The 24,283-nt window shown below is 56.9% G+C and carries 23 protein-coding genes and 1 tRNA gene; 12 read left to right on the top strand and 12 right to left on the bottom strand.

All coding sequences use genetic code 11. The features are described 5' to 3' along the window. Nucleotides 1-3: 3 nt before the first annotated feature. Nucleotides 4-276 (bottom strand): hypothetical protein, encoded by a 273-nt coding sequence (locus tag ASE07_RS09860; protein WP_235548419.1) that lies wholly within the window; start codon nucleotides 274-276, stop codon nucleotides 4-6. Between the two features lie 698 nt (nucleotides 277-974). On the opposite strand from ASE07_RS09860, the gene ASE07_RS09855 reads away from it, so the two are divergent. The 6 genes from ASE07_RS09855 (at nucleotide 975) to csgH (ending at nucleotide 5,549) form a co-directional block, all read left to right on the top strand. Next, nucleotides 975-1,322, top strand: a complete 348-nt coding sequence (locus ASE07_RS09855; RefSeq protein ID WP_162256871.1) for a CsgE family curli-type amyloid fiber assembly protein — start codon at nucleotides 975-977, stop codon at nucleotides 1,320-1,322. A gap of 18 nt (nucleotides 1,323-1,340) precedes the next feature. Then, on the top strand, nucleotides 1,341-1,790 hold the full coding sequence (locus ASE07_RS09850; RefSeq protein ID WP_057290648.1) for a curli assembly protein CsgF: 450 nt from the start codon (nucleotides 1,341-1,343) through the stop codon (nucleotides 1,788-1,790). Nucleotides 1,791-1,882: 92 nt separating this feature from the next. Continuing rightward, the gene (locus ASE07_RS09845) at nucleotides 1,883-2,716 is read left to right on the top strand and encodes a CsgG/HfaB family protein (protein WP_235548418.1); all 834 of its coding nucleotides are present in this window, start codon (nucleotides 1,883-1,885) and stop codon (nucleotides 2,714-2,716) included. 47 nt (nucleotides 2,717-2,763) lie between these two features. Beyond that, nucleotides 2,764-3,297, top strand: a complete 534-nt coding sequence (locus ASE07_RS09840) for a hypothetical protein (protein WP_057290646.1) — start codon at nucleotides 2,764-2,766, stop codon at nucleotides 3,295-3,297. 50 nt (nucleotides 3,298-3,347) lie between these two features. Beyond that, the gene (locus ASE07_RS09835) at nucleotides 3,348-5,126 is read left to right on the top strand and encodes a beta strand repeat-containing protein (RefSeq protein WP_057290645.1); all 1,779 of its coding nucleotides are present in this window, start codon (nucleotides 3,348-3,350) and stop codon (nucleotides 5,124-5,126) included. 96 nt (nucleotides 5,127-5,222) lie between these two features. Further along, nucleotides 5,223-5,549: a curli-like amyloid fiber formation chaperone CsgH gene (csgH, locus tag ASE07_RS09830; RefSeq protein ID WP_057290644.1), complete on the top strand. Its 327-nt coding sequence runs from the start codon at nucleotides 5,223-5,225 to the stop codon at nucleotides 5,547-5,549. Nucleotides 5,550-5,727: 178 nt separating this feature from the next. Here the strand turns inward: csgH and ASE07_RS09825 are convergent, their stop codons facing one another. The 5 genes from ASE07_RS09825 to mutL all read right to left on the bottom strand — a co-directional run bounded on the left by ASE07_RS09825 (nucleotide 5,728) and on the right by mutL (nucleotide 11,836). Continuing rightward, nucleotides 5,728-7,278, bottom strand: coding sequence for a SulP family inorganic anion transporter (locus tag ASE07_RS09825; protein ID WP_057290643.1), 1,551 nt, complete (start codon nucleotides 7,276-7,278; stop codon nucleotides 5,728-5,730). Between the two features lie 338 nt (nucleotides 7,279-7,616). Next, nucleotides 7,617-7,693: transfer RNA gene (locus ASE07_RS09820), tRNA-Met, on the bottom strand. A 60-nt stretch (nucleotides 7,694-7,753) separates the two neighbouring features. Further along, the gene (miaA, locus tag ASE07_RS09815) at nucleotides 7,754-8,725 is read right to left on the bottom strand and encodes a tRNA (adenosine(37)-N6)-dimethylallyltransferase MiaA (protein WP_057290642.1); all 972 of its coding nucleotides are present in this window, start codon (nucleotides 8,723-8,725) and stop codon (nucleotides 7,754-7,756) included. Further along, a complete protein-coding gene (locus ASE07_RS09810) occupies nucleotides 8,722-9,939 on the bottom strand; it encodes a multidrug effflux MFS transporter (protein ID WP_057290641.1) in 1,218 nt (405 codons plus the stop codon). Before ASE07_RS09810 ends, miaA begins: the two co-directional genes overlap by 4 nt. A gap of 4 nt (nucleotides 9,940-9,943) precedes the next feature. Further along, the gene (gene mutL, locus ASE07_RS09805) at nucleotides 9,944-11,836 is read right to left on the bottom strand and encodes a DNA mismatch repair endonuclease MutL (protein ID WP_057290640.1); all 1,893 of its coding nucleotides are present in this window, start codon (nucleotides 11,834-11,836) and stop codon (nucleotides 9,944-9,946) included. A gap of 145 nt (nucleotides 11,837-11,981) precedes the next feature. Here mutL and ASE07_RS09800 point away from each other — a divergent pair, with 145 nt between their 5' ends. Then, nucleotides 11,982-12,623 carry a VTT domain-containing protein gene (locus ASE07_RS09800; protein WP_057290639.1) on the top strand — a complete coding sequence of 214 codons (642 nt, stop codon included), beginning with the start codon at nucleotides 11,982-11,984 and terminating at the stop codon, nucleotides 12,621-12,623. A 55-nt stretch (nucleotides 12,624-12,678) separates the two neighbouring features. On the opposite strand, the gene ASE07_RS09795 is transcribed toward ASE07_RS09800, so the two are convergent. The 3 genes from ASE07_RS09795 to tsaE all read right to left on the bottom strand — a co-directional run bounded on the left by ASE07_RS09795 (nucleotide 12,679) and on the right by tsaE (nucleotide 15,119). Further along, nucleotides 12,679-13,182: a chemotaxis protein CheW gene (locus ASE07_RS09795; protein WP_057290780.1), complete on the bottom strand. Its 504-nt coding sequence runs from the start codon at nucleotides 13,180-13,182 to the stop codon at nucleotides 12,679-12,681. A 126-nt stretch (nucleotides 13,183-13,308) separates the two neighbouring features. Then, on the bottom strand, nucleotides 13,309-14,670 hold the full coding sequence (locus ASE07_RS09790) for an N-acetylmuramoyl-L-alanine amidase (protein WP_057290638.1): 1,362 nt from the start codon (nucleotides 14,668-14,670) through the stop codon (nucleotides 13,309-13,311). Next, the gene (gene tsaE / locus ASE07_RS09785; RefSeq protein WP_057290637.1) at nucleotides 14,634-15,119 is read right to left on the bottom strand and encodes a tRNA (adenosine(37)-N6)-threonylcarbamoyltransferase complex ATPase subunit type 1 TsaE; all 486 of its coding nucleotides are present in this window, start codon (nucleotides 15,117-15,119) and stop codon (nucleotides 14,634-14,636) included. The genes ASE07_RS09790 and tsaE overlap by 37 nt, the downstream gene beginning before the upstream one ends. A gap of 98 nt (nucleotides 15,120-15,217) precedes the next feature. On the opposite strand from tsaE, the gene queG reads away from it, so the two are divergent. Then, nucleotides 15,218-16,327, top strand: coding sequence for a tRNA epoxyqueuosine(34) reductase QueG (gene queG, locus ASE07_RS09780; protein ID WP_057290779.1), 1,110 nt, complete (start codon nucleotides 15,218-15,220; stop codon nucleotides 16,325-16,327). A gap of 26 nt (nucleotides 16,328-16,353) precedes the next feature. On the opposite strand, the gene ASE07_RS09775 is transcribed toward queG, so the two are convergent. The 3 genes from ASE07_RS09775 to ASE07_RS09765 all read right to left on the bottom strand — a co-directional run bounded on the left by ASE07_RS09775 (nucleotide 16,354) and on the right by ASE07_RS09765 (nucleotide 20,150). Continuing rightward, entirely contained in the window at nucleotides 16,354-17,244 is an 891-nt protein-coding gene (locus ASE07_RS09775) for an AEC family transporter (RefSeq protein WP_057290636.1), read from the bottom strand. 155 nt (nucleotides 17,245-17,399) lie between these two features. Next, nucleotides 17,400-17,990, bottom strand: coding sequence for a response regulator transcription factor (locus ASE07_RS09770; RefSeq protein WP_057290635.1), 591 nt, complete (start codon nucleotides 17,988-17,990; stop codon nucleotides 17,400-17,402). 105 nt (nucleotides 17,991-18,095) lie between these two features. Further along, entirely contained in the window at nucleotides 18,096-20,150 is a 2,055-nt protein-coding gene (locus ASE07_RS09765; protein ID WP_057290634.1) for a sensor histidine kinase, read from the bottom strand. A gap of 181 nt (nucleotides 20,151-20,331) precedes the next feature. On the opposite strand from ASE07_RS09765, the gene ASE07_RS09760 reads away from it, so the two are divergent. The 4 genes from ASE07_RS09760 to ASE07_RS09745 all read left to right on the top strand — a co-directional run bounded on the left by ASE07_RS09760 (nucleotide 20,332) and on the right by ASE07_RS09745 (nucleotide 24,254). Beyond that, a complete protein-coding gene (locus ASE07_RS09760; RefSeq protein ID WP_057290633.1) occupies nucleotides 20,332-21,336 on the top strand; it encodes a TRAP transporter substrate-binding protein in 1,005 nt (334 codons plus the stop codon). Between the two features lie 423 nt (nucleotides 21,337-21,759). Further along, entirely contained in the window at nucleotides 21,760-22,737 is a 978-nt protein-coding gene (locus ASE07_RS09755; RefSeq protein WP_057290632.1) for a tripartite tricarboxylate transporter substrate binding protein BugE, read from the top strand. Between the two features lie 293 nt (nucleotides 22,738-23,030). Next, a complete protein-coding gene (locus ASE07_RS09750) occupies nucleotides 23,031-23,774 on the top strand; it encodes a TerC family protein (protein WP_442946061.1) in 744 nt (247 codons plus the stop codon). Nucleotides 23,775-23,828: 54 nt separating this feature from the next. After that, nucleotides 23,829-24,254, top strand: a complete 426-nt coding sequence (locus ASE07_RS09745) for a universal stress protein (RefSeq protein ID WP_057290630.1) — start codon at nucleotides 23,829-23,831, stop codon at nucleotides 24,252-24,254. Nucleotides 24,255-24,283 lie beyond the last annotated feature (29 nt).

Here is a 24,283-nt window from a genome sequence, read left to right as displayed (position 1 = left end):
TGATTACTGCCTGCTATTCGTTTGTTTGCTGACCGGCTCGCTTGCCTCGTCAGCGGTGAGGATCCAGACCCGGTCTATGTGTCCGTTGGCGTCTTCGGTGTAATTGACCACAAGGTCGCTGCCGCGCAGGGACGCGGGCATCTGCACCAGATTGTCCTCATTCCAGATCCGTGCGCCCGGGGCGAGCTGTCGCGATTGCCCTTGAATCACGATGCCGGGATAAGGCGCAGGCGTCATCTTGCCTCGCTTGGTGTGCGCTGGAAACGGCCTGTCCATGGCAGATGCCAGAGAAGACAGGACGAGGAAAAAGGAAAAAAGGAAGAGGGGGCGTCGCCACATCTCAAAACCCCGTTAGTTAAAAAGCCACCCCAGCGGGGCAAAACTCGCCGCGCGAGTTCAGCGGCAATCCAGCTTCTGTCTGCGAGGTCGTTGAGTTGGCCAATACGTTGGCCAAGTCTGGCAGACAAGCGACCGCATTATAGCACCGAGGTGTTTTACCCCTTCAAACAGGCTTGCCGCCGAGGGCTTAGATTGATTGCAACAATTGCAACAATTGCAACAATTGCAACAAACGCAACCTTTGCTTACAGAACTTTCAATTTCGTCAATTATATTATTGACAATTGTCAAAACATACATCAACATCGCGGCTCTTTTGTTGCTGAATTAATAATCTTTGATGTGTGAATCGCTCGTATTGCCTTTCCAAAGAACACGAGCTTGACCTGTATTGAGACTATTTATGAAATTTAAAGATTGCCTATTCGATACGAGCTTGAGCTTTCGCCTCTTCTTTGATGACCAAAGAGGGCGCATTCGTCTCGCTGATGCCATCGATCGGCAAATGTTGAACTGAAGCTATGCACGTGCAGATCCGGGATGGGAAAGCAGTAAAAATAATTCCTCGCTTCATCACGGCTGGCTTCGTTCTTTACGCGTCCTGGTTTATCGGAGGGACTTCGAATGCCGCAGCAATGTCCCCTTCATCTTTACCGGAGACTTATGGCGGCATCGTGGTTAACCAGACCGTCACAGTCGCCGGGCAGGAGTTCTTTCAGTGCTTTGTCGCCGCATGGCGAGACCGGGATTTGAGCGAGCGATATGCCATTTCGGTCATGGAACGTCCTTCGGCGCGCTGGGGCAGCCAGATCTGGATCGAGTTCGCGCGGCGTCGGGTCTTTCAGGCACCCCTGCCGACCGCCCGCGTGGGTATCCGGGCATTGAGCGAGCAGGCGACCGAAGTCGTTGCACAAATGGTCGCCGATATGGAAGTTGAGCGTCTCTTATTCCGCGAGCCGGACCTTGGCCCGGATGAACTTTGAACCACAGGGGTATAGCAAATGGAAAGCGGTAAGCCACTCTGCCACATCTTCCGCCTCGCGGCGATCATTGCGCTGGTTAGCTGGGCATCTGCATGCAGCGCGACTGAACTGGTTTATACGCCGGTCAACCCTGCTTTCGGCGGGAGCCCCCTCAATGGCTCCGTGTTGCTGAATGCCGCCCAGGCGCAGAACAAAACCAAGGATCCCGACGCACCTGTGATCACGCAGAGCACACAGCAGACTTCGCTGCAGCAGTTCAACGACATCCTGGAGCGCTCAGTGCTCAGTCGCCTTGCCTCTGCCGCGACTTCCGGCATCATGGGGTCGAACGGGCAGCTTATGCCAGGCACGGTAAATACCGGCAATTTTTCTATTCAGATCAGCGATCTCGGCGGCGGTCTGCTGCAAGTCACCACAACGGACAAGGTAACCGGTGCCTCTACTTCCTTTCAGGTAGGGCAGCAATGAATGTCCTCTCCTTCACCGCAAGAATTTTTGCTTGCTCAAAGACTTTATTATTGTGCGGCTCACTTTTGCTAGGCCTGACAGGATGCGCGTCGATGCAATCGCCATCCAATGTCGCCGCTAATGCGAAGCTGACACCGCCGACCCGCGTGACCCGCGATTTACTGCGCCTGCCAGAACCGAAAGGCAAGGTGGTTGCCGCCGTCTATGGCTTCCGCGATCAAACCGGCCAATACAAGCCCTCACCGGACAGTTCTTTCTCGACAACCGTGACTCAAGGCGCGGCATCGATGCTGGTGAAAGCGCTCAAGGATTCCGGTTGGTTCACGCCGGTCGAGCGAGAGAATCTGCAAAACCTCCTGACCGAACGCAAGATTGTCCGCGCCCTCGAGACGCCCCAGGACAAGAGCCATCAGATCAATCTTCCGGCACTGGTTCCGGCAACCATCCTGATCGAAGGCGGTATCGTCGCATACGAAACCAATGTCAAGACCGGCGGCGCAGGTGCCCGGTATCTCGGCGTCGGTCCAAAGTCGCAATACCGGGTAGACCAGGTCACTGTGACTCTGCGGACGGTGGACATACGCAGCGGCCAGATTCTCAACGCGGTCTCGACCACCAAGACCATCTATTCCTACGAATTGTCGACCGGCGTGTTTCGCTTCGTGAACTTCAAGGAACTGCTCGAACTGGAAGCGGGTTATACCCGCAACGAACCTTCTCAGCTCTGTGTCAACGAAGCGATCGAAGCCGGGGTGGCTCACCTGATTGTGCAGGGACTGCAAGACAAGATGTGGGCACTCAAGAGTGAAGACGACTGGCACTCTCCCATCTTGCAGGCTTACCTGAAGGAAAAGAGTGAATACCTGAGCCAGCTCGACGACACGCCTGTCGCAGAAGCCAGACACGACAGCATGGTCGGCCACTAGACCACTACGCCACTTCTCATCCTTTTCACCATTTTATGAAAGGTACCATGATGGCCATCGTCATGCGTATTACGTTGTCTCGCGCTGCCGGCGCAATCCGGACAGCGGCACATACCGCCATTCTGGCGATAGGGCTGACTGGTGCATTGCTGGCATCCGCCATGGACATGGCCGCTCGCTCCGAACTCGGTCCTGCCGAACTGACGTCTGGTAACTCGCACGGTCATCAGGCGCGCATCAGCCAGGTCGGTGAGTTGAATGACGCCATCCTCAAACAACAAGGAAACCAGCACTCCGGGCAGATCAGCCAGAGTGGCTACGGTAATGAAGTTGACGCGATTCAAAACGGCAAATCGAACCAGTTTGCCTCCAGTCAGGCGGGAAGCGGCAACGACATCAGCCTTGTCCAGGCCGGGCATGCGAATCGCGCCAACGTGGCGCAAATGGGGGATGCCAATCGCATAGCGATCGAGCAGGCCGGCAACCGCAACGTAGTCAACATTCAACAGAATCCGCTCAGTCCAAACTTGTTGGTACAGCAGCATGGAAACGGTCTTGCAGCAAAGGTAATCCAGTACTAGGGGCACTAGATCACCTCAGCATTACAGCCCTTATCATTTAGGAGAATGAATTGAAAATTAAACTGACAGCACTCGCACTCGGTATCAGCCTCGCCTACTCTGCATCGCCCGCCTTTGCACAGGCGACCATCTCGTCGACCGGTTCCGGCAACGACGCGTACATTGAACAAAACGCCGTGTCGGGTTCTTCCGCTGCCATCACACAGAACGGTAACGGCAACAAGGCAGGCGTACCGGGCGCAACGCCAAGCGATCCAGCGTCCGTGCCAGGCATCCTGCAAAAGAACAGCAGCGCCGTGACTGCCGCAATCGACCAGAATGGCAACGGCAACGTTGCTGGTATCACGCAAGATGCAGCCACAAACAGCAAGGCGACTGCTTCCCAATCCGGTAATGCCAACCAGGCTGTCGCAACGCAAACCGGTAGCAGCCAGAACGCAACTATCACCCAGTCCGGCTCCGTCAACAAGGCACTGGTCAGCCAGAGTGGTGCAAACCAGACTGCGACTGTCACAACAGTTAATTCCGTCAACGGCAGTGTTACCGTCAATCAGGTTGATGGCTTCGCTGCTGGTAATACCGCTACGGTATTGCAGGACGGCGTGCAGAACCAATCCGCGCAAGTGAATCAGTCCGGCAACGGCCAGGCAGCATCGGTGACGCAGAACGCGGGCTCGCACGACGGCAGTGCTGTCATCACTCAAGCCGGTAGCGACAACAAGGCAAACGTCCTGCAAACCAATACCTGGTTCAGCAACGCTACTGTGACGCAGTTCGATTCTTCGAACACTGCCAATGTGACTCAAGGCGGTCTGGCTGATTACAGCAACGCTAACGTGTTCCAGTCCGGCAGCAACCAAAATGCCACTGTCAATCAGAGCGGCGCAAGCTATTTCCCTGGTGGGGCGGTTTCTGAAGGCAAGTTCACCGCCAATGTCAACCAGACTGGCGGCAATGCCAACGTAGCGAAGGTAACGCAGTCAAACGGCTATCAGAGCGATGCGCTGGTAAACCAGAACAACACCTATAACCAGACCGCGACCGTGACGCAAACTGGTGACAACCAGAGTGCCGTTATCAATCAGAATGCCGGCACGAAAGAAGGCAGCGCAACGGTGGTGCAATCGGGAAGCGGCAGCAAGGCCAACGTTCTGCAGACGAATACCTGGTCGAGCAACGCGTCTATCAACCAGTCCGGTGCGGTGCAAACGGCAAATATTACACAAGGCGGCCTGGCCGACTTTAGCAAGGCAACGATCGACCAGTCCGGCAACAACCAGGTTGCAGGCATTCACCAGAGCGGTGGTACCGTTTCCCCAGGTGGCGGTGTGGTACAAGGTTTGTTCGATGCCAATATCACTCAGTCGGGCAATAGCAATCTCGCGAACGTTACGCAGACCAATGGCTACAAGGATATCGCATCGGTCTACCAGAACGGCTCGTTCCAGACAGCGACAATCATGCAGAACGGTGGTAACAGCAGTTCCGCAACCATTGCACAGGACGGCACACTGAACGCAGCATCCGTGACGCAAAACAACGCGGGCAATTCCTCGGCCAAGATCGTTCAGGCAGGCAACAACAATGATGGCTTGATCAATCAGGGCGGCGGTAACGCATTGAATGCATCGATCGCTCAAACTGGTGATTGGAGCTATGCTAACGTTGCGCAGGCTGGCAATGGAAGCTTCGCGACTATCGCGCAGCATGGCGATGGCGCGAGCTACGCCGCACGTAATACTGCTGCTATCCTGCAAACCGGAAATGGTCATGTTGCATCGATCAATCAGGCTGGCAACACAAACCATGCAGCTATCTGGCAGCACTAATAGTTGAACGTTGAGCCTCTCTGATGCGAGGCTCGCAGCTTTGAAGGCGGGCACAATATGCCCGCCTTTTTACCATCGTTCTAAAGGAATTACATCATGGTGGCAGATGCAGACCTTCAAGTCTGGCTGGACTCGACTCCCGGCGGCGGGCAAATGGTGATGGTCCCGTATGTCAAGAGCGTTAATGACGTTCGGCTCGGCTTCAGGATGGATGTACTTCAGCAGGCGGGTGCCGGCACTTCGCGCATCAGCCAGCAAGGGCAGATTACCGCGCTCGCCGCACGACCCACACGACTTGGTCAGGTAACAGTAAGCGTGCAACCGGATGCCAATTGCAAGGTCGAACTCACCCTGAAACGGGATGGACAGGGCGAGAGCACCTACCGCTTCGACTGCACAGGGAAACCGGCGCCAGTAACGTGACAAATGAGATCGATGGATTTTTTTGACTGGCAAGGCGCAGGAGGAGTCAATAGCGGGCTATTGACGACGAGTGCAACGCCGGCAGGCAGCTCGGCGCCCCCGGAAAAAGACGCGATCTCATGGTGCGTTATGGGTTGGGATCGGTATTACCCTGGCCGTTCATTGACGACGATAACAATCAGCCAAGCTTGTTATCCGCGATATGGTAGTGCGGGTCTTCAAATTCATTCACCTTCACCATACCCTTTGCCTTGTCCAGCAGTTCAAGGCAATCGGCGCTTAAATGGCGAAGATGTAACGTCTTTCCCGCCTGCTGATAACGCGCCGCCAGCGAATCAATTGCCTCCACCGCGGAATGATCCACAACGCGGGCATGCCGGAATTCAATCACGACATGCTGCGGATCGTTGGCCGGATCGAACAGGCTCAGGAAATTTGCCGTCGATGCGAAGAAAAGTGAGCCTTGCAGTTCATAAACCTTCCAGCCTTGAGCATCCATCGTCGCCTTTGCCTGGATCTGTTTAGCGTGCTGCCATGCGAACACGAGGGACGCAAACACGACGCCGGCAAAAACAGCGATGGCCAGATCCGTCAGCACGGTGATGATCGTGACACCCGCCACGATCATCGCATCCTGCTTCGGGATCTTGCGCAACGCCTGGAGACTGCTCCATTCAAATGTCTTTTCACAGACAACAAACATCAGTCCAACTAGTGCGGCCAACGGAATCATTTCGATCCAGCGGGAGAGAAACAAGATGAAGCCGAGCAGAAAAACGGCGGCTACCAGACCCGACAATCTTTGCCGTGCCCCGTTGTTAATGTTGATCATGCTCTGCCCAATCATTGCGCATCCGCCCATCGTGGCAAAGAAGCCTCCAACCACATTGGCGGTGCCCTGCGCCAGGCACTCGCGATTTGGCTTGCCTCGTGTGTTCGTGATGTCGTCAATCAGGTTGAGGGTCAACAGCGACTCGATCAGCCCGATTGCGGCCAGAATCAGTGCATAGGGAAAAACGATGTAGAGCGTATCCAGTGTCAAAGGAACCTGGGGAATATGGAATTGCGGCAGTCCGCCGGCAATGGAACCCATATCGCCGACGGTTTTGGTCTGAATGCCCAGTCCGGCGACCAGGCCCGACACGATCAGGATCGCGGCCAGCGAGGAGGGAATGATATTGGTCACTTTGGGCAGCAGATAAATGATTGCCATTGTCAGGATAACCAATCCGAGCATGGTGTACAGCGCCGTTCCCGCCATCCAGACAGGCATGCCGTCCGGGCCGGCAAGTTTGAAATGGCCGAACTGTGCGATGAAGATAACGACCGCCAGACCGTTGACGAAGCCCAGCATGACCGAGTGAGGCACCATCCGAATGAGCTTGCCGAGTTTCAGCAATGCAAACAGGATTTGCAGCATCCCCATCAGAATGACGGTGGCAAAGAGATATTCCGGTCCGTGCTGCACGACGATAGAGACCATCACTACGGCCAGCGCACCGGTCGCGCCGGAAATCATGCCGGGACGTCCGCCCAAAGCCGCAGTGATCAGGCAAACGATAAAGGCTGCATAAAGACCCGTCAGTGGACTCACGTGGGCGACGAGGGCAAAGGCGATGGCTTCGGGCACGAGCGCCAACGATACGGTGATGCCGCTTAATACATTGGTTTTGATATCGGACTGTGCGGTGATGTTCAAAAAATGCTCCTGCAAAAAACGTGCATGCATGCTCGCGCCATGATTTGAGCCGAGCGCAATCAAATGCAGCGAAATGGAATACGAGAACGGGGCGTATCCGCCAAGAGGGATAAATGGACGACGTTCAGAAGGGGAATTGAGGCTACATCGGGCTGTGGATAGAAGCAGGTGGCAAGGTAAACGCGGAGGCGATTCTTGCATGAGGCGCCATCTGGACGCGTCGGTTGTCGATCACCGCTTCTGAGGGAATGTTCATTTCAGCGTGAATGGTTTTCCATGATCGGCAACAAGCATCACGAACTGTTGGCCTAACAGTCATACAAAGCAAAAGGCCGTAACCCATTTGACAGGTTACGGCCTTCGGTATTTGGTGGTGATAGGTGGACTTGAACCACCGACCCCAGCATTATGAGTGCTGTGCTCTAACCAACTGAGCTATATCACCAGAATAGCCATAGATTATGCGGTCTCTGATTACGTCTGTCAAGATGTGCGAGCGGCATTGTCACGTGGAACTGGTTGCCCGGTGTCGCAAATGATTTGTCACTTGGTCAACAATCTGTGCCGATGCATCCGGCTTGATACAGTCGACTACGATGCGGTCGTGCATCGACCGCAGCCAAGTCAGTTGCCGCTTGGCGAGCTGGCGTGTGGCGGCGATCCCCTTTTCTTGCAGCGCTTCAAACCCGTACTGGCCATCCAGGTATTCCCAGGCCTGACGATAGCCGACACAGCGCATCGAGGGCAGGCCAAGATGCAGGTCGCCGCGCGCGCGCAGCTGTTTGACTTCGCCGATCAGGCCGCTGTCACCCTGATCAAGCATGGCGACAAAGCGGTCCGCAATACGTTTGTGCAGCACACTGCGGTCGGATGGTTCAAGGGAAAGCGGCAGCAGGTCGAAAGGAAGCTCACTCTTTGGAGCCTTTGCCAGCAACTCGGACATCGGCTGGCCGGTCAGCTCGATGATTTCCAGCGCACGCTGAATGCGCTGCGAATCGTTAGGTTTCAAGCGTGCCGCGGTTTCGGGATCGAGTGTGGCAAGTCTGGCATGCATGGCGGGCATGCCAACCTGTACAGCCTCGGCATCCAGTCTGGCGCGTACATCCGGGTCGGCTTGCGGCAATGCGTCAAGACCATCACGCAATGCCTTGAAGTAAAGCATGGTGCCGCCTACCAGCAGTGGCAGCTTGCCGCGACCTGCAATTTCCGCGACCAGTCTTATCGCGTCATCGCGGAATTGCATGACCGAATAGGCTTGAGTCGGATCGAGGATGTCGATCAGGTGATGCGGTGCCTGGGCGCGTTCTTCACGTGTCGGCTTAGCGGTGCCGATGTCCATCCCCCGAAAAACCAGTGCCGAATCCACGGAAATGATCTCGACCGGGAGATGACGTGCAATGTTGAGCGCCGCAGCGGTCTTGCCAGACGCGGTCGGGCCCATGATCGCCACTACCAGCGGCTTTGCGGAATAATTCATGACGCGGTTTTCAGGATGGTGCCCGGAATGGTGCGCACCGAGATAAAGATCAGCAGTCCCAAGATGCAGGAAATGATCGCCAATGGATACAGCGTGCCATTATGGGTAACGCCGATGATCGTGCCTACCGCAAAAGCAACGCTCATATACAGCGCTCCCATTAAACCCGCCGCCGTGCCGGCCTGTGCAGGAAACGGCGAGACTGCACCAGACTGCGCGATCGGGAAATTGATCCCGTGGGCAAGCATTGCCGAAAACATGGCGGCCAGCATCAGCGACCAATGTGCAATGCCCACCGTCGCTGCAAGCAGGAAGCCGCCGCCGGCGAGCAACGATACCAGGCTGCCGATACGGAACGCTCCACTGGCACCAATTCGCGGCAGCAGTCGGCGGCAGACAAGAGTGCCGATCATGTAGCCCGAGACGCCCAATGCAAAGCAGTAGCCAAACCATGCGGTCGGCACATTGAGCACCTGGATCAGGACGAAAGAAGATCCCGAAATAAATGCAAAGATGGCGCCGTAGGAAAAAGCGCCGGGCAGCGCATGCGCCCAGAACTCGCGTGCGCCCAATACCATCCGATAATTCGCCAGCAGGCCCGATAATTCGGTGGCGCGCGGATTCTTGTGCATATTGGTTTCGGGCATATGCCGCAGGCACACTGCCAGCAGGCAGGCTGAAAAGATTCCATGCGCGGCAAAAGCGGCGCGCCAGCCGAACGTCACCTGAAGATACGAGCCCAGGATGGGGCCGACGATCGGGGCCAGCGACAGCCAGGTGCTGGCACTGGCCACGACGCGTACGCTGTGTTCGGGTTCGTACGCATCGCGAACCACCGCGCGCGCAATGACGACCGCGGCGCAGCAGCCGAGCGCCTGCAGGAAGCGCGCTGAAATAAGCATGGCAATCGATGTCGACAGCCCGCAGAGTAGGCTTGCCGCAAGATAGAGCGCAAGTCCGCAGAGCAGGATAGGACGACGGCCGAAGCGATCGGACAGCGGTCCGATAACCAGCTGCGCGCCGCCAAAGCCAATCACGAACAGTGATAGCGTCAGTTGTACCGTCGATGGCGATACGCCGAAACTGCTCGCCAGGCTCGGCAGCGACGCCAGGTAAAGATCGGTCGACAAGGGTTGCAGCATCATGAAGGCGATGATGAGCAACAGCAGGGGCGCTTGCGCGAACTGCGCGAGTGGTCCGATGACGGTATTCACGTGTTTACTGGCCGCGCAGGAACAGCTTGTCCAGGTCCGACAGGGCGAGTTGCACCCACGTCGGCCGACCATGATTGCACTGGTCGGCGCGTTCGGTCGCTTCCATCTGGCGCAGCAGCGCATTCATTTCCGGCACTGTCAGGCTGCGATTGGCACGTACGGCGGTATGACAGGCCAGGGTGCCGAGCATTTCATTGCGGCGCTCGACCAGTACCCGTGAACCGCCGAACTCGCGCACATCCCGCAGCACATCGCGCGCCAGCGTCTGCGCATCCGCATCTTTCAATAACGCAGGAATGGCACGCACCGCCAGCGTGGTCGGCGACAATGCGCTGATATCGAACCCAAGCGCCTGCAAGGCTTGCTGGTTTTCTTCCGTGGTGCCGACTTCAACCGGATCTGCATAAAAGGTCACCGGGATCAGCAGCGGCTGGATTTGCAGGGCGTCCGCATCGAGCGCATTTTTCAGATGCTCGTACAGGATGCGTTCGTGCGCCGCATGCATGTCGACCAGCACCAGGCCTTTCGTGTTCTGTGCAAGAACATAAATGCCGTGCAGCTGGGCAATCGCAAAACCAAGCGGGTATTCATCATCGGGCAGACTCTGCGCCGGTGTCGCGCCATAGGTGCGCTGCAATTCGGGAATGAAGCCTGTTGTCTGCATGTTGCCAGGCCGCTCTTCCATTCCGCTTGGCGTGATTGAAGAAGGAGAAGGGGAAAACAGGGCGCCGTAGGCCGTGCTTGTTTGCGCAACGCCTGCACCGGAAGAGAACGGCATGCTGAAAGCGGTCTGCTTCTGTTCGCGCACCCATGGCAGCGTGCCCGAAGTACCCAATGTGCCCAACGTGCCGGATGTGGCCGTGACAGGCGGGGGCGCTGTACCGAATGCGGTTGCCGAGGTCTGGGCCAGCGCACGACTCACTGCGTGAAACACGAATTGATGTACGGCGCGGCTATCCCGGAAACGCACTTCGATCTTGGACGGATGCACGTTCACATCGACCAGGGCGGGATCGAGGTCCAGTCCGAGCACGTAGCAGGGATAGCGATCGCCATGCAGAACATCCTGATAGGCAGCACGCACCGCATGCGTCAGCAGCTTGTCACGGACGAAGCGGCCATTGACATAAAAATACTGGCTATCGGCGCGTGCCTTGGATGCGGTCGGCAGGCCGACAAATCCGTGCAGGCGCAGAGATCCTGAGTTTTCGTCCAGCGGCAGGCGGGCACTGGCGAATTCCTCTCCAAGAATATGCGCGCTGCGCTTCTCGACACCCGAGACATTCCAGTGGTCTATCGTTTTGCCGTTATGCGACAGCGAGAAAGTGACATCGGGCCGAGACAGGGCAATGCGACGGACCACTTCCGCGCAATGACCGAATTCCGTTTGTTCGGATTTCAGGAATTTGCGGCGCGCCGGGGTGTTGTAGTACAGGTCGCGCACGTCGACCGTGGTACCTTGGGCTCCCGACGCGGGAGTGACCTGGTTGGTCTGGTGGCCGACAATTTCCCAGGCATGCGGCGCGTCTGCGCAGCGCGATGTCAACGTCAGCTGCGCCACGGAAGCAATCGATGCAAGCGCCTCTCCGCGAAAGCCCAGGGTGCCGACATGTTCCAGGTCATCCAGCGACGCGATCTTGGAGGTCGCATGCCGCGCGAGCGCGAGCGGCAGCTGGTCCGGCGGAATGCCGCGACCGTTGTCGGTAATCGCAATGCGCTTGACGCCGCCTTCTTCCAGTCGAACGGTAATCTGCGTCGAGCCCGCATCGAGCGCGTTCTCCAGTAATTCCTTGACCACGGCAGAAGGGCGATCGACGACTTCGCCGGCGGCGATCTGCGAGATCAATTGGTCGGAAAGTGCCTGTATCGGACGAGGAACGGGATGCGGTGCATTCATGCTGGAATTATACCGTCGCTGCAGCGCTTCACTGGACGTTCCATTAGTGCAATAGGGCACAAGTCAAGGACGCATGAGTTTGTCGCAACTCTTATTTTTCCACGAGGCAGTGGTGTATGATGCGCCGAACTCAGATGGAGAAAGCATGGATTTGATGCAATTCCTCGATATGATGTTGCATATCGATAAGTCCCTTGGCGTGATTATTGATCAATACGGCACGCTGGTTTACGTAGTGCTGTTTGCCATCGTCTTTTGTGAAACCGGTCTGGTCGTGTTGCCGTTCCTGCCGGGCGATTCCCTGCTTTTCATCGCGGGTGCATTTTGCGCAACGGGTGCCATGAATGAATGGCTGCTGATGGGGCTGCTCATTGTGGCGGCCATCGGCGGCAATACCCTCAACTACTGGATAGGGAGGGGCATCGGTGAAAAAGTATTTACCCATGATTACCGTTGGCTGGACAAGGATGCATTGCGGAAAACGCATGCTTTTTATGAAAACCACGGTGGCAAAACCATCGTGCTTGCGCGCTTCGTGCCGATAGTGCGAACCTTCGCCCCCTTCGTTGCCGGGGTGTCGATGATGACCTTCACCAAATTTCAGCTATTTAATATTGCGGGAGCCTTGCTTTGGGTGATAGGTCTGGTCGCGGCAGGTTATTTCTTCGGCAATATCCCAATCATCCGTAATCATCTCAACACCATTGTGTTGATCGGTGTCGGCGCAGCGGTGATCCCGGTTGCCCTCGGCGCGATATGGAAGTTGTCACGCCGGGTCTGGCGCTAGACGCGCGCCGGGCGCTGCCCTATTGATAGCGCCCTGACATCCTCGGGATGTCGGTTCAGACGCCGGCCTGTTCAATCAGGCTCAGTTCGGCACTCGACATCATCTTGTCGATATCGACCAGGATCAGCATGCGCTCATCGATGGTCCCTAAACCAATCAGATAATCGGTGTTGAGCGCAGTACCCATTTCCGGGGCCGGCTTGACCTGGCCCGGGGAAAGCGTAATGACATCCGAAACGCTGTCCACCACCATGCCGACCACGCGACCCGCAATGTTCAGGATGATGACCACCGTAAACTGGTCATAAGTCGGCGCACCGATATTGAGCTTGATGCGCATGTCCACAATAGGCACGATAATGCCGCGCAGATTGACCACGCCCTTGATGAATTCAGGCGCATTGGCGATGCGCGTCGGATTCTCATAGCCGCGCAGTTCCTGGACCTTCAGGATCTGAATCCCGTACTCTTCCTTGCCCAGCGTGAACGCCAGATATTCATCGGCGGCGAGCGCCGGGTCAGCCGCGGTGGCGGTGTTTACGTTGGCGATGGCTTGCATCATGGGTGTGGCCTCGTCAAAGGATGCACTGCGAAAGAATGGCGCAAACCTGGTGTGCGGGCTTGCGTTCTTTAGTTTAGATTAGCAGAGTTGTTGCCGTAAAGCGACTTTTCCCGGCGGGGCGGATCACATCATCCGGCTTTTAGCGAGCGGCGGGTTGCGGGCGAAATATTTCTGGATACCCTTCAACACAGCATTGGCCATCTGATCCTGGTACGCGTCATCGGTCAGCTTGGCTTCTTCTTCCGGATTGGAGATGAATGCCGTTTCGATCAGGATGCTGGGGATATCCGGTGCTTTCAACACCGCGAAGCCAGCCTGTTCCACCGCCGGCTTGTGCAGGCGGTTGATGCCGCTGATCTCTTGCAGCACGGCCTTGCCGATCTTGAGGCTGTCATTGATTTGCGCGGTCGTCGACAGGTCCAGCAGCACCCTGGCGAGTTGCCGGTCCTGGGTCTTGATATTGACGCCGCCGATCAGGTCGGCGGCGTTTTCCTTGTTGGCCAGCCAGCGGGCTGCCGTTGACGACGCGCCTTTTTCGGAGAGCACAAAGACCGACGACCCGCGTGCGGTCGGTTCCACCCACGCATCGGCGTGGATGGACACGAACAGGTCAGCCTGTACCTTGCGGGCCTTTTGGACGCGGACATGCAGCGGCACAAAGAAGTCGCCATCGCGTGTCAGCATTACCCGCATGTTGGGCTGGCCTTCGATCTTGGCCTTGAGGCGTTTGGCAATTGCCAGTACGACATCTTTTTCACGGCTGCCGGCGCGGCCCAGGGCGCCAGGGTCTTCGCCGCCATGTCCAGGATCGAGAGCAATCGTAATCATGCGCGTCAACGCGGACGGCTTGTCGAGTTCCGCCTTTGGCTCGGGTTTTGGCAGCGCGACATCGCCTGGTGCGGTCTGCGGCAAAGGATTGAATTCGGGTTTGGCTTCCGCTAGTGGCGGCAAGACCTCGGCCGGAGGTTCGCGATTCCACTCGCCCTTGTTGATCAACGCGGCAATCGGGTCGACCGGATTGACCGGATAGAGGTCGAAAATCAGTCGGTGCTTGTACTCGCCGACCGGCGCCAGGGTAAACACCTGGGGATTGACTTCTTCCTTCAGGTCGAACACGAGGCGCACGACATTCGGGCGATTTTGTCCGACCCGCACCTGCTTGATATAGGGATCATTCGACTGGATCTTGGCGACCAGCTGCTTGAGTGTGGGGTTGAGTTCCAGCCCTTCGATGTCGACGACCAGGCGTTCCGGGTCCTTGATGATGAAATGGCTGGTTTTCAGGTGGGTGTCGTTTTCCAGTGTCACCCGCGTGTACTCTTCGGCCGGCCACACGCGAACCGCCATGATCTGGGCAGCGTGCGAAGGCAGCGGAGAAAAAACGGAGAGGAAAAGTGTGCCGCCGGCTTTGAGAATTGTGCGGCGACGTCGTGATTTCGCGGGGGAAGTCACAGGTTTGGCGCAAATTTCAGACGATCGAGACATTGAAAACCCTGGTCGGACAAGGCTTCACATTTTATATCACGACCTTCGCCGGAAATGCTTAAATGCATGTTTATGTCTGGCATCGGCAACACCTTTTCGGCCTTTTCAGGCCACTCGATGATGCAAATCGAATGTTCGTTGAAATGTTCGCGAAAACCCGCTTCCAGAAATTCCTGCGGGCTGGCAAGCCGGTACAGATCAAAATGAATGATGTCGACAGTCTGTCCGCCGATCTTCACGGTGTAGGGCTCGGCCAGGGTATACGTAGGACTTTTGACATGTCCGGCATGTCCGGCGGCGTGCAGCAGCGCCCGGGTGAAAGCAGTTTTGCCGGCGCCTAGGTCGCCGTGCAGGTAGATCGTCAGGCCCGGCGCCAGCGCGCGTGCGAACGCCGCGCCAAGGGCTGCGGTGCCGGCTTCGTCATGCAAATGAGTGTGAAACTGCCGCATCTCGTAAAATGGCTCTTTTATCGTTGGTTTCCAATGGTGGCGGCGTAAATGCCGTCCCGGATCTGCATCCCGCCCGCGATCGCGCAAACTTCCTTGTCATGACCGTACCTGATAACAATCTGGCCACACTGGCGCTGACTATCAAAGCATGGGGGCGCGAGCTCGGCTTTGCGGAAATCGGCATTGCCGGTGTCGACTTGTCACAAGAAGAGGCCGGGTTACAGGCATGGCTTGACGCGGGGCATCACGGCGACATGGATTATATGGCAAGCCATGGAATGAAGCGCGCCCGCCCTGACGAACTGGTGCCGGGTACGCTGCGGATCATCACTGCACGCATGAATTACCTGCCGCAGGATGCCGGCGACGAGTGGCGCGACCGCGAAGAGCGCCACGCCCGTCAAGCGGCGAATGCCACGGTCTCGGTCTACGCACGCGGGCGCGACTATCACAAGGTGTTGCGCTCGCGACTCCAGCAACTTGCCGACCGCATACGAGGAGAAATCGGCGACTTCGGCTATCGTGTCTTTACCGACTCGGCGCCGGTCATGGAAGTGGCGCTGGCCGAAAAGTCGGGCATAGGCTGGCGCGGCAAGCATACGCTGTTACTCAATCGCGACGCCGGATCAATGTTCTTTCTTGGCGAACTGTTCACGGATTTGCCACTGCCGGTCGATGCCCCAGTCACCTCCCATTGCGGACAGTGCAGCGCCTGTATCGATATTTGCCCGACTCAGGCTATCCTCGGTCCCTATCGCCTTGATGCCAGGCGCTGCATTTCCTATCTGACGATCGAACTCAAAGGCAGCATCCCGGTGGAACTGCGTCCCTTGATCGGTAACCGCATTTACGGTTGCGATGAATGTCAGCTGGTATGCCCATGGAACAAATTTGCCCAGCGTTCGAGCTTGCCCGACTTCGATGTGCGTAACGGGCTGGACGCCGCCACGCTGGCCGAGCTGTTTGCGTGGGAGGAGGACGAGTTCAACCGCCGTCTTGAGGGCAGTCCGATCCGGCGCATCGGGCATGAGCGATGGCTGAGGAATCTGGCTGTCGGGCTCGGCAATGCCCTGCGCGAGGTATCGGCTGATCACCCCGGGCAGGCCGCACCCCTCATTACCGCCTTGCAGACCCGCGCCACCCATCCATCCGATATGGTGCGCGAACATGTGGCCTGGGCGCTGGAGCAGGGCAGGTTGCAGTTGTAAGCAATCTTTTGTACGCCCGGACGATATCAGCGTGAGAGGCTGAGCCAGATTGGCAGGGTCAAAGCCGACAGCACGGTTCCGCCCGAAATCAGGAAGGCCACGAAAGGTCCATTGCCGCCCATGCGGGCCGCCAGGACATAGGCACTCGATGCGGTAGGCAGCGCCGCAAACATCACGACAATCTGCAACTGCAGCGCGGGAAGGCCCATCCAGCGGCCCAGCATCAATGCAATCGCCGGCAGCGCCAGCAGTTTGACCGCAGTGAAATAGAGCGCCATGCCTTTGGCTTCCCGCAGTCCCGACATGCGCAGCCCGGCGCCGACCGCGATCAGGCCAACGGCAATCGATGCGTTGGCCATGCGGGACAGCGTCGCGCCGACAATTTCCGGTATCTGGAGACCGGCAAAGTTGAAAGCCATGCCACTTGCGGTCGCCATCAGCAGCGGGTTCCGGACCATTTCTTTCAGCAGGCCGCCGCCTTTGCTGACCAGCGCATGGACCGCTGCCATATTGCATAGCGGGACCGCAAAACCAATGATCAACGCCATCAGCGTGGTTCCCTTTTCACCGGCAAGCCGGGAAGCGATGGCCAGGGCGATATACGAATTAAAGCGAAATGCCGTCTGCACGCCGGACTCGAACATCATCGGCGGGACGGTAAATAAAGGTTTGGCTAGCCAGCCAAGTGCAATGCCCCCCGTGAGAGTCAGCAGCGCGACCTGCAGCATCTTGCCAGTCGTGGCGAAGTCAAATGGGGTGCGCGCCGTGGAATAGAACAGCAGGGCGGGAAACAGGAAATAATAGATCAGCTTTTCCAGGCCGCTCCAGAACGGGGTTCCCCAATCGGTAAAGCGCATAAGCAGGAAACCCAGCAGGATCAGCGCGAAGTCGGGAAACAGGATGGTGGCGATGGACATGAAAGAGGGAAAGCAAGGCTAAACCGGAATGTTACCGAGGATTCCATTGCGCCGCTGTAGCGGATTTCCCCTATGCGATCCTTGATGTATTGCTGCGCAGCCCGGAGTGATGGAGTGACGTCTGGTCCAGTCCGGCAGAAATCGCGTTCGCCCGCTTACTTCAGCAGCCTCGCCAGTTCGACCGCGGTCTTGACGTTCATCTTGTCGAAGATGTGTGCACGGTGTACTTCGACCGTTCGCATGCTGATGCCAAGTTCGTCGGCGATCACCTTGTTCATCTTGCCGGCCAGGATCAGGTCCAGCACTTCACGTTCGCGCGCCGACAGCGTGGCCAGCCGGTCATGTACTTTGGCGATGGCGCCGGCTTCGCGGGAAGCCGCCAGGGCTTCTTCGATCCGATCCATCAGATTGTTGTCGTTGAACGGCTTTTCAAAAAAATCGAAGGCCCCGCGCTTAAGCGTGTCGACCGCCATCGGGACATCGCCATGGCCGGTCAGGAAGATGACGGGCATCCGCTGCGTCAGGCCGCGCGTCGTCAGCAGGTCGAACAGGGCGGCGCCACTCATATCCGGCATTCGCACATCAAGCAGAACGCATTCACCCTGTGGATCGAAACTGCTGAATTTGTCGAGTACCGCAAGGAAGGCTGCGCCGCTGTCATACGTGGCAACGGAAATGGCACGGGACTGCGCGAGCCATTCCAGCGAATCGCGTATCACTTCTTCATCGTCGACAATATGCAGCATGCAGTCCCTTCCGGTCGCGCAGGATTTGCCGTGATGCGGAATGCATGGACATCCTGTCAAGTGTGCGCAGCAGCCGTCGCATTGAATGAAGCAACGCAGGCGGCATCAGCTTTCGCTGATTATCGCCGAATCTCCCGCAACTGGCATCCCCTCAGTCAATATCGGCAAGCTGAAGCGGAAAATCGTGCCGCCACCCGGATTATCCGCATGAAGCAGTTTACCGCCGTGGAACTCGACGGCGGTACGACAGATGTTCAGGCCCATGCCCATGCCCTCTGCCTTGGTCGAAAAGAAGGGTGAGAACAATCGCTCGGAGACTTCCTGTGGAATACCGTGGCCGTTGTCGATAACCGCGATGACCACGTTGGGCTGCGATCCGGTAACGGCATCCCGTTCGGCCACGATGCGCAGGATACGGCGTTCGGGCGGAATATTCTGCATCGCCTCGATCGCGTTGCGCGTCAGGTTGAGCAACACCTGCTCCAGCATCACGCGGTCCGCCAGCACTGGCGGAAGATCGGCATCGAGCTCGGTTTGCGTGGCGACGAAGAACTGGCGCGCCTGCAGTTCGACTAGCGGCAATACGTTGTCGAGCAGCGCCTGCACGGTCACCGGCTCGCGGCTTGGTTCCCTGCGCTTGACGAACGTATGCACGCTGCGGATGATGTGGCCGGCGCGCTGGGCTTGGTTGCCGGCCTTTTCCAGCGCCGGCTTCAGCATCGACAGATCCAGTTGCTCGGGATGGTCGGCATGCCTGTCGATCAGGTTCAGCGCGCCGGTGGTGTAACTTGAAATGGCGGCCAGCGGCTGGTTGAGTTCATGGGCCAGTGTCGACGCAATTTCACCCATCGTGGCCAACCGCGCGCTGGCCTGCAGCTTTTCCTGCTGGCGCCGGTTCAGGTCTTCGACCTGCTTGCGGTCGGAGATGTCCAGGATCGATCCCATCCATCCGGTTTGCCGCCCGCTGTCGTCCACCAGTGCGGACTCGAAAATCAGAACCGGAAAGCGCTCGCCGTTGGCGCGCTGAAAAATCGTTTCGAACTGCGGTGTGGCGGTTCCGGCCAGTACCTTCGTAAAACGATGGTTGTATTCGTCTATTGATTCGGGCGCCCAGTAAGGCATCGGCGGCAGCTTGCCGACCAGTTGTTCAGCAGGAATGCCGACCATGCGGCAGAATGCCGGGTTGACATAGGTAATACGGCCATTCAGGTCGCGCGCCCGTAGTCCGGTCATCAGTGAATTCTCCATGGCGGTACGGAACGCCACCTGCTGCCGAAGTGCACCTTCGGCGGCGAGCCGCCGGTTGATGTCGCGCCACAGCGCCCATAGGCTCCAGAGCAATCCGAGCGACAGCGTAATCACCGAACCGACCAGCAGGCTGGGCAGCAGCTTGGGTTCGCCCTTGACGCTGTTGGTGCGCAGGGTAAGCACGACACCTGGCAAGTCCAGCGCGCGCTGGTGGGTATAAACGTTACGGCCGGGGCCGCCGGCTGCACGCTGCTCAATGACATTGTCGTCCTGGTCGGTCAGGCTGATTTCATTGTCCTGCGCAAACCACCAGGGCACCATTTCACTGAGGATGCTCGGTATCGAATAGCTGGCCACCAGTTCGCCGAGGTAATCGTTCCCTGACTGCAGCGGCACGTGATAGTCAAGCGTGGCAGGACCTGTCGAGTTCGAGCCCGATGCGGGTTGCGCGTACTGCGGATCTTGCGACTTGCGTGCGTTTTCGGATGCGAGACGCGATTCCGGTGACAGGTCCTTGAGCGAGAGCGGCTCATCATCGGTCGACAGCACCATGCGGCCCTGGCTGTCGAACTGGACAATGCGGGTCAGTTCTCGATTGGTCCGGACAAGCGTTCCGAGCCGTTCCCGCAGCCGCGGTTCAGTCAGATGGCCGGCCAGGATTTCGGAAGCGATCTGGCGCAGATTTTCTTCATGGCGACCGAGCTGAAAACGGATCGTCTGCTCGACCCATAGCGTATCGGCGATCAACTGCTCCTGGCGCTCGCTGGCTTCCATCCGTTGCGTCTGCCAGGGTAGCCACAGCAGCGTCGACAGGAACAGCAATACCAGCAGAATCGGTAAAAGCCAGCGCCATGCCTGGCGCCGGGTGGGGAAAACGACGCTGAATTTCTGTGTGAGGCGCTTGCGTATCATGGGCACGTGGTGTCAGGCAGCAATTGAGAAGTGCGACGATATTGACAGTTTAGTGCATGTCGCAGGCGCTTCGCGACGTGCACTAAGCTTGTGGTTATCCACACTTGTAACCCTTCTGGGCTCTCAACAGAATGCACACATGGATTGCAAAGGATTTATTTCCGCTCAACTGGAGACATACATGAAATTCAAAGCCCTCTTCCTGGGCCTTGGCGTGGCTGCGGTAGTCAGCGCCAATGCCTTTGCGCAGGCGCCGATTGTCATCAAATTCAGTCATGTGGTGGCAAATGACACGCCAAAAGGCAAGGCCGCCGACCGCTTCAAGGCGCTTGCCGAAAAGGCAACCAAAGGTCGGGTAAAGGTAGAGGTGTATCCGAATAGCACTTTGTACAAAGACAAGGAGGAGCTCGAAGCCCTGCAACTGGGTGCGGTGCAAATGCTGGCACCGTCGCTGGCCAAGTTTGGTCCGCTGGGGGTCAAGGAATTCGAAATATTCGATCTGCCCTATATTTTCCCGACCAAGGAGGTGCTGTACCGCGTGACGGAAGGCCCGATCGGCAAGGACCTGTTCAAAAAACTGGAGTCCAAGGGCATTACCGGACTGGCTTACTGGGACAACGGCTTCAAGGTGATGTCGGCCAACAAGCCGCTCAGGACGCCGGCCGACTTCAAGGGCTTAAGGATGCGTATCCAGTCGTCCAAGGTGCTTGATGTACAGATGCGGGCGCTGGGCGCCAACCCGCAGGTGATGGCATTCTCCGAAGTGTATCAAGCGCTCCAGACAGGCATCGTCGACGGTACGGAGAACCCGCCGTCCAATCTGTACACGCAAAAGATGCACGAAGTGCAGAAGCATGTGACAGTATCCAACCATGGCTACCTGGGCTACGCGGTCATCGTCAACAAGAAATTCTGGGATGGCCTGCCGGCCGACATCCGCTCCGCACTGGAAGGTGCGATGAAAGAATCTACCCGTTATGCGAACGCAATCGCACAGCAGGAAAACGATTCCGCCATGGAAGCCGTCAAGAAATCCGGCAAGACTGAAATCTACGTGCTGAACGACAAGGATCGTGCTGAATGGCGCAAGGCGCTGTTGCCGGTCCAGAAGGATATGGAAGGCCGTATCGGCAAGGACCTGATTGGCGCAGTCAACAAGGAAGCTGCCGGACTCGGCATCAAGTAATACCAATCCCAACCCATAACGCACCATGAGTCGTCGTCAATAGCCCGCTATTGACTCCTCCTGCGCCTTGCCAGTCAAAAAAATCCATCGATCTCATTTGTCACGTTACAGGTTGGGATTGGTATAAGCAGACGCAAAAACCCAGGCGACATGTCCTTCATTACTTTATTCCTTTATGTGCTGATCTCCAGAATTTGGCGGCAACACTTTGCGGTTTTTCAGACAACTCCAGAGTACATTCTGCCCGGTACGTTTGCTCATGCCGGAAGACTGTATCGATAAGAGACGGCTACTGCCTGCAGAAGAATTCTGGCCTGAAGTTTGCATACTTACCTCGTGTCGGTACTGTTAATCCTACGTACCGCCGTCATTTTCTTCATCACCGTTCCCATAGAAGGTAACGATCAACACAGGAGATATCCAATGAAATTACATTACCTTGCCGTGCCGCTGATGACGTCGCTGTCGATCATGGCATCGGCCGCTTACGCAGAGTCTTATCCGAACAAGCCCATCCGCCTGATCGTGCCGTTTGCGCCGGGTGGAACCACTGATATCGTGGCACGTGTCGTCGGCGACAAGCTGGGCAAGGAGCTTGGTCAACCAGTTGTCATCGAGAACCGTGGTGGTGGCGGAGGCAGTATTGGGGCCACTGCTGTCGCCAAGGCTGATCCCGACGGCTATACCCTCGGCATCTCCACCATCTCGACCCATGCAGTGAATGCGGCGTGCAATCCTAAGCTCGGCTACAACCCCTTGACGGACTTCACCCCGATCACCAACCTCGCACGGACGCCAAATGTCCTGACTGTCAATCCCAAGTTTCCGGCGCAGGACTTCAAACAGTACATTGACTATGTGAAGAAGAGTCCGGGCAAGCTGAACTATGCAACGTCAGGCACCTGCAGTATCCAGCACATGGTCGGCGAGCAATTCAAACTTGCCACAGGAACCTTCATCCTCCACATTCCGTATCGGGGTGCCGGGCCCGCGCTGAACGATCTGCTTGGCGGCCAAGTCGACATGATGTTTGATAACCTGCCTTCGTCCATGTCACACATTCAGGCGAACAAGCTGCGGCCGTTGGCGATTGCATGGAACAAGCGTCTTGAAGCCTTGCCTAATGTTCCAACGTTTGCAGAACTTGGGCTTCCCCAGGTTAACGATCCGGCATGGTATGGCCTGGTTGCTCCGCCGAAAACGCCGGACGACATTGTCAAGAAAATCAATGCTGCGGCAGTGAAAGTTCTTGCCATGCCTGAAGTGCGTGAGCGACTCAAGCAAAGCGGCGCGGAACCTGTAGGCAATACGCCGGCCGAGCATGCGGCTGAAATCAAGACCGAATTGGACAAAATGAAGAATCTGGTCAAGAAGCAGAATATTCGTTTCGACGGCACCTGATCATCGTCCCCGCCTCGACAGGCGACGCCATTAAAACATCGCTTTGCCTGTTTTACGTCGGTACAGCCTTGCAGCGATCGGAATAAAGGTGCCGGCGTAAGCTGCGCTTTTTACGCAGGAATTGCTCGAATTAACGGAATTAACGGATAAAACGATGTTGTATACTCGCCAACGACCATTTTTCGGCTCTTCCGAAAGCTGTGGTATCGAGGTCTTTGGGCAGCTTAAGTTTTCGGACAAGCGCTTCAAGGCAGGCGCTTTTTCTCATCCCCGTTATTCAGGCATGTAAGGTAATCATGGACTTTAGTAACCCTTCATTTTGGCTGGCCATCTTGCAGATTGTCGCCATCGATATCGTACTCGGTGGCGACAACGCCGTTGTCATCGGCCTGGCCTGCCGTCGCTTACCGGAAAGAGAACGCAAACTAGGTATCCTGTGGGGCATGTTTGGTGCAGTCGGTCTACGCGTGGTGCTGATCTTCTTTGCGGTAACGCTGCTCGCAGTGCCCTACTTAAAGCTTGTTGGCGCTGCATTGCTCTTGTGGATCGGTGTGAAGCTTCTCCTGCCGGAGCCGGAAGAGGGCGGTCATCACATTGAAGCAGGCGCTACGCTGATATCCGCCATCAAAACCATCATTGTCGCCGACGCTGTCATGAGTCTGGATAATGTGATTGCCATTGCCGGAGCCGCGGGTGACAGCAAGGTGCTCATCATCTTCGGCTTGCTGCTGAGCATTCCAATCATCATGCTGGGCAGTCAATTGGTGATGAAGCTGATGGATCGTTTTCCTCTGGTTATCGTCGGCGGCGGTGCGCTGCTTGGCTGGATCGCAGGTGGAATGGTGGTTGAAGATGTGGCAGTCCAGGACTGGTTTGCGGTAAATTTGCCTGCAGCGAAGTGGATAGCGCCATTGCTGGGCGCGGTAATCGTGGTAGCAATAGGTAAGCTGCTCGCTGCACGCGCCGAATCGCGAGCCGCCCTGCCGGAAGATCTGGCAGCGCAAAAAGAAGCGCGCGAAAATACCGGAGGCCATTAACTACGTACGGTCCTGCCAGTGCACAGGACGCCGTTTCACTGAGAGGAAACAACAATGCAAAAAATCCTGTTGGCGATTGATGGCTCGGAAAGTTCACAGCATGCTCTCGCTCATGTAATCAAACGAGCCTCTGGCGCGAAAGACCAGATACAAGTTCTGCTGGTAAATGTGCAGTATGCATTGCACGGCGGTGTCAGCGGCTTTGTGGACGCCAGACAGCTGAAGCAGTTTCATCATGAGGAAGGCATGAAGGTTCTGGAAGGGCCATGCGCAATGCTCGAATCCGCTGGTGTGTCCTATAGTCACCATCTGTTTGTTGGCGAACCGGCTGAAATTATTACGCGATTCGCGCATGACAAAGGCTGCGATGAAATCGTCATCGGTACGCGTGGGCTGTCAGGAATTAGCAGTTTGCTAATGGGTTCGGTTGCCACCAAAATAATTCATCTGGCTGACGTTCCGGTGGTCTTGGTAAAGTAAGGCAACCCTGGCTGCAAACTTTGTGCGTC

The organism is Noviherbaspirillum sp. Root189 (assembly GCF_001428545.1).
Lineage (GTDB): Bacteria > Pseudomonadota > Gammaproteobacteria > Burkholderiales > Burkholderiaceae_D > Noviherbaspirillum.
Note: the sequence above shows the minus strand (reverse complement) of the source record. Positions and strands in the feature narration are given on the sequence as shown.